The 4,435-nt window shown below is 71.2% G+C and carries 5 protein-coding genes and 2 pseudogenes; 5 read left to right on the top strand and 2 right to left on the bottom strand.

The window, feature by feature from the left end; genetic code table 11:
* The 5 genes and pseudogenes from AC2W7C_RS13835 to AC2W7C_RS13815 all read left to right on the top strand — a co-directional run.
* Positions 1-673, top strand: a pseudogene (locus AC2W7C_RS13835) (hypothetical protein); the annotation flags it as partial.
* On the top strand, positions 607-924 hold the full coding sequence (locus AC2W7C_RS13830; protein WP_486001958.1) for a tetratricopeptide repeat protein: 318 nt from the start codon (positions 607-609) through the stop codon (positions 922-924). The pseudogene AC2W7C_RS13835 and the gene AC2W7C_RS13830, both read left to right, overlap by 67 nt.
* 111 nt (positions 925-1,035) lie before the next feature.
* A complete protein-coding gene (locus AC2W7C_RS13825) occupies positions 1,036-1,959 on the top strand; it encodes a sulfite exporter TauE/SafE family protein (RefSeq protein ID WP_486001957.1) in 924 nt (307 codons plus the stop codon).
* Positions 1,959-2,777: a TIGR02186 family protein gene (locus AC2W7C_RS13820; protein WP_486001956.1), complete on the top strand. Its 819-nt coding sequence runs from the start codon at positions 1,959-1,961 to the stop codon at positions 2,775-2,777. The genes AC2W7C_RS13825 and AC2W7C_RS13820 overlap by 1 nt, the downstream gene beginning before the upstream one ends.
* A 2-nt stretch (positions 2,778-2,779) precedes the next feature.
* Positions 2,780-2,932 carry a hypothetical protein gene (locus AC2W7C_RS13815; RefSeq protein WP_486001955.1) on the top strand — a complete coding sequence of 51 codons (153 nt, stop codon included), beginning with the start codon at positions 2,780-2,782 and terminating at the stop codon, positions 2,930-2,932.
* A gap of 8 nt (positions 2,933-2,940) precedes the next feature.
* Here the strand turns inward: AC2W7C_RS13815 and hisC are convergent.
* A pseudogene (hisC, locus tag AC2W7C_RS13810) lies at positions 2,941-4,030 on the bottom strand (histidinol-phosphate transaminase).
* 8 nt (positions 4,031-4,038) lie between these two features.
* Positions 4,039-4,284 carry a hypothetical protein gene (locus AC2W7C_RS13805; protein ID WP_486001954.1) on the bottom strand — a complete coding sequence of 82 codons (246 nt, stop codon included), beginning with the start codon at positions 4,282-4,284 and terminating at the stop codon, positions 4,039-4,041.
* Between the last annotated feature and the right edge of the window lie 151 nt (positions 4,285-4,435).

The raw sequence follows: 4,435 nt of genomic DNA, 5'->3' as shown, positions 1-4,435 counted from the left end.
GAGACCGACTTCGTCGATCCGCGCGCCCTGCGGGCGCGGCGCCAGGTCGCGCCTCTTCGACCGGCAGGCCATCGACGCCGCTCGCGCCGCGATGGCTACCCCGGAAACCGAAACGCCCGCACGCACCGGCTTCGGCCTGAAGAGGGGCGGCAAGTCGCGGCTGCAGGAACGGCTGGACAAGCAGGCGGCCAAGGACGGCGGCACGGTCCGCAAGGCCCTGGGCGCCTCGGCCGTCGCGGTGGTCCTGACGGCGAGCGGCGCGGTGGCGTTCAGCGAACTGACCGACGCCGGCATCGTCATTCCCGGGCTGACTGGAACCGGATCGGCGGCCACGGCCCAGCCCATCGCGGCGTTGGCGGCGACACCGGCCGCCCCCGCGGATCTGACGCGGGCCGCGGAACTCTATCAGCAGGCGGTGACCAAGCTGGACGGCGACGACGCGACCGGGGTGGACGTGCTGAAGCAGGCGGCCGGCCTGGGCTATGCGCCGGCGCAACTGCACCTGGCGGGCCTGTATCAGGACGGGCTGAAGGGCCTGACCGCGAGCCCCGGCGGAAGCGCGGACGGTGGGCGCGGCGGGCGGCCGACGGGGGCGACGCGCGCGGCATGCACGCCTACGGCATGTATCTGTTCGACGGCGTGGGTGGCGCGCGCAACCGCGCCGAGGCCCTGATCTGGTTGCGCAAGGCTGCAGAGCAGGGCCTGGTGGACAGCCAGTTCAATGTCGCCAAGCTGTACGAGACCGGCGACGAGGGCATCGCGCCGGACGCGGTCCAGGCCTACAAATGGTATCTGATCGCCTCGCGCGCCGGGGACGGCGACGCCCAGGCGGCCGTCGAACGGCTGCGCGTGACCCTTTCCGCCGCCGATCGCGGCCAGGCCCGCGCCGACGCCGACAAGTTCACCGTCGAACCGATGGCGTGACCCGCTAGCGTTTCGCGCGCATCGGGTTGCGCCAGCCGCCCGGGGCGTTCAGGACAGTTCCACCGTCGCCTTCCCGGCGCCTGACCTCAGTTCCAGCCGAAGGCGCGTCCTTTGGATATCTATCTGCCGATCGCCGAGGTTTCGGTGAACTGGCCGCTCCTGGTTCTGCTGGGGGCGACGGTGGGATTCGTGTCCGGGCTGTTCGGCATCGGCGGGGGCTTCCTGATGGCCCCGATCCTGATCGTGCTGGGCATCCCGCCCTCGGTCGCGGTCGCCAGCCAGGCCAGCCACGTGGTGGCCTCCTCGACCTCGGGCGTCATCAGCTACACCAGCCAGAAGGCCGTCGACTACCGGATCGGCGGGATCATGGCGCTGGGCGGCGTCGTCGGCGCCCTGCTGGGGGTCGAGCTGTTCCGCTACCTGCGCCTGCTCGGCCAGGCGGACCTGGCGGTGGCCCTGTCCTACCTGCTGTTCCTGGGCGCCATCGGAACGCTGATGCTCTACGAAAGCCTGGGCCAGATCCTGCGCCGGGTGCGCGGCGAGGTGACGCCGCATAAGGAACGCCGCCGGCCGATGTGGCTGTACGGCCTGCCGCTGCGGATGCGCTTTCCGCGCTCGGGCCTGTACATCAGCGTCATCCCGCCGATCGGCCTGGGGGTGTTCGTCGGCGTGCTGTCGGCGATCATGGGCGTGGGCGGCGGCTTCATCCTGGTGCCGGCGATGCTCTACGTCCTGCGCATGCGGGCCCAGGTGGTGGTCGGCACCAGCCTGTTCCAGATCATCATCACGACGGCGATCACCACCATTCTGCAGGCTGGGCGCAACCAGACGGTGGACATCGTGTTGTCCATGCTGCTGCTGCTGGGCGGGGTGGTCGGCGCGCAATACGGCGCGCGGTTGTCCGGACGGCTGCGGGCCGAGGAGCTGCGCGCGCTGCTGGGACTGATCGTCCTGTTCGTCGGCATCTACATGGGCCTGGAGCTATTCGTGCGCCCCAGCGACCTGTTCTCGTTCGCGCCGGGGGTCGAGCAGTGATGCAGGCCGTTCCCCCGCCCCCGCCCCCGTCCCCGCCCGTGGTCGTCATGCCCGCGCCAGAGCAGTCGGCGGGCACGGTCGGCCAGGTGCGCGTCGCCGCCGCCATGACCGACGCGCGGGTGATGGTCGACTCCAGCTTCCGCGGCGCCTCGATCGTGCTCTACGGCGCGGTGTTCAACCCGACCGAGGTTCCCGCCGACGTGGTGGTGGTGGTGCGCGGCCCCGACGCCCCGGTCCGCCTGGTCAAGAAGACCCGCAACACCGGCGTCTGGCTGAACAGCCGCCCGGTGCTGTTCGAGGGCGCCCCCGGCTTCTACATGACCGCCTCGACCCGGCCCCTGCCGGACATCGCCGAGTTCGGCCAGTTGCGCCGGCTGGGGGTGGGGGTCGACCACCTGAGGATCAACGCGCCAGAGGAGAGCCGCACGGTCACTCGCTACGGCGTGCGCGACGTGGTCGTCAGCCGGCTGGGCGAGGACTATCTGGACTGGCGCCGCGCCGTGATCCGGTTGCGCGAGGCGGCGGCGCTTTACAACACCGACCCCGAGGGCGTGACCTTCGTGGACAAGGGCCTTTTCCGGGCCGAGGTCGAACTGCCGGCGGTGGCTCCCACTGGCCAGTATTTCGCCGAGGTCTGGCTGTTCCAGGACGGCGAGCCGGTCTCGGTCTCGAACCTGACCCTGACGGTGGAGAAGGTCGGCATCGAGCGCGACATCTTCGAGTTCGCCCACCGGCGGCCGTGGACGTACGGCGTGCTGTGCGTGCTGCTGGCGGCGTTCACGGGCTGGGCGGCGAGTAGGGTGTTCAGGCGGAGCTGACGATGAAGCGACCCCATCCTATCGACCTGGTGCTCTGGGGCGTGCTGATCCTCGCGACCCTGGCGATGGCAGTCGCGGCGATCCGACCGGTGTGGTCGCCGGTGGCCTGGGCGGAGAGGATCGACGGCGGGGCGGCGGGCGCCCCGCCCCGCTGAGCCGAGGCCTAGCTCGCCGCGAACTCGCTGAGCGCGTCCAGAACGCGCGTTCTGATCCTCGGTCCCCACCGTGATCCTCAGGCAGTCGTGCAGGCCGTAGCCGCCGACCGGGCGAACGATGATCCCCTTGGTGTGCAGGTAGTCGTTGGCGGCCGCGGCGTTGCGCTTCTCGTCCGGGAAGCGGACCAGGACGAAGTTGCCGGCGCTGGGGAAGACCTCGAAGCCGAAGCCCTTGATGGCCTGGGTCAGGCGCGGGCGCCAGGTTTCGACCAGTTGGCGAGATGCTTGCTGGTGGGCCTCGTCGCCCAGCGCCGCGACGGCGGCCTCCAGGCCCGGGACCGAGACGTTGAACGGCAGGCGGATGCGGTCGACGGCCTCGGCCACCGACAGGGGCGCGTAGCCGAAGCCGATGCGCAGGCCGCCCAGGCCGTGGATCTTGGAGAAGGTGCGGGTGACGACGACGTTGGCCGCCTCGCGGGCCAGGCCGAAGCTGGTCTCCCAGTCGGGCGCGGTGACGAACTCGGCGTAGGCCTCGTCGATGACCAGCAGGACGTGGGGCGGCAGGGCCGCATGCAGGCGCCGCGTCTCCTCGGCGGTGTTGTAGCTGCCGGTCGGGTTGGACGGGCTGGAAATGTAGACGATGCGGGTGCGGTCATCGACCTGCTCCAGCAGCGCGTCGACCTCGGCCTTGAAGCCCGGCTCGGGGGCCAGCTTGACCTGGGCCTGATTGGCCAGGGCGGAGATGCGGTAGGCGAGGAAGCCGTACTGGCCGGTGACGATGTTGTCGCCGGGGGTCAGGTAGGTCTGGTTCAGCAAGGCGAAGACTTCGTCCGAGCCGTTGCCGAAGATCAGCCGTTCAGGCTCCAGGCCGTGGTGGGCGGCGACGGCGTCGCGCAGCTTGCCGGCCCGGCCGTCCGGATAGATGTGGATGTTCGCGACCGCCGCCTGATAGGCGGCCCGCGCCTTCTCGCCGGCGCCCAGGGCGTTCTCGTTGGACGACAGCTTCATCGGCTCGGCGACGCCGTCGATCTTCGACTTGCCCCCGACGTAGGGCGCGATGTCCAGGATGCCGGGCTTGGGCTGGGGCAGGTCGGTCATGCGGGCTCTCAGAAGATGGGGGCGGCGCCGATGACGCCGGACAGGCTGCCGGGCGCGCCGTCCAGCCGCCCGTCCTCGGCCTGCACATAGCCCGCCAGGACGAACAGCTTCAAGCCGCCCGCCGCGATCAGCGGCGTCGCGGCCAGACCCGAGGCCGACAGGGCCTCTACGATGCGGGCGTCGGGCAGGGCGCTGTCAGTGGCCCAGAAGGTCCGATCGTCGCCGGTGGGGCCAGGCGGCGCGCGTTGGACCATCAGGGCCGCGGCTGGCCGGCGCGTGATCGGGCAAGGCGGCGACGACGCGCAGGTCGGGCTCGGCCAGCACGGCGGCCCCACCAGGCGGAGTTCGGGGTCAGATCCATCAGGGCGCGGCCGCCGTTGCGCACGGCGGCGAGCGTCGCCTCGG

The organism is Brevundimonas sp. CURTG3B2_SDJG, assembly GCF_057364705.1.
This window is presented reverse-complemented; position numbering and strand designations above follow the sequence as displayed.

What these genes read in the sequence shown, in the direction of transcription:
- AC2W7C_RS13830 (WP_486001958.1), top strand. Translation starts at nt 607, where the DNA reads ATGCACGCCTACGGCATGTATCTGTTCGACGGCGTGGGTGGCGCGCGC.
- AC2W7C_RS13820 (WP_486001956.1), top strand. Translation starts at nt 1,959, where the DNA reads ATGCAGGCCGTTCCCCCGCCCCCGCCCCCGTCCCCGCCCGTGGTCGTC.
- AC2W7C_RS13815 (WP_486001955.1), top strand. Translation starts at nt 2,780, where the DNA reads ATGAAGCGACCCCATCCTATCGACCTGGTGCTCTGGGGCGTGCTGATC.
- AC2W7C_RS13805 (WP_486001954.1), bottom strand. Translation starts at nt 4,284, where the DNA reads ATGGTCCAACGCGCGCCGCCTGGCCCCACCGGCGACGATCGGACCTTC.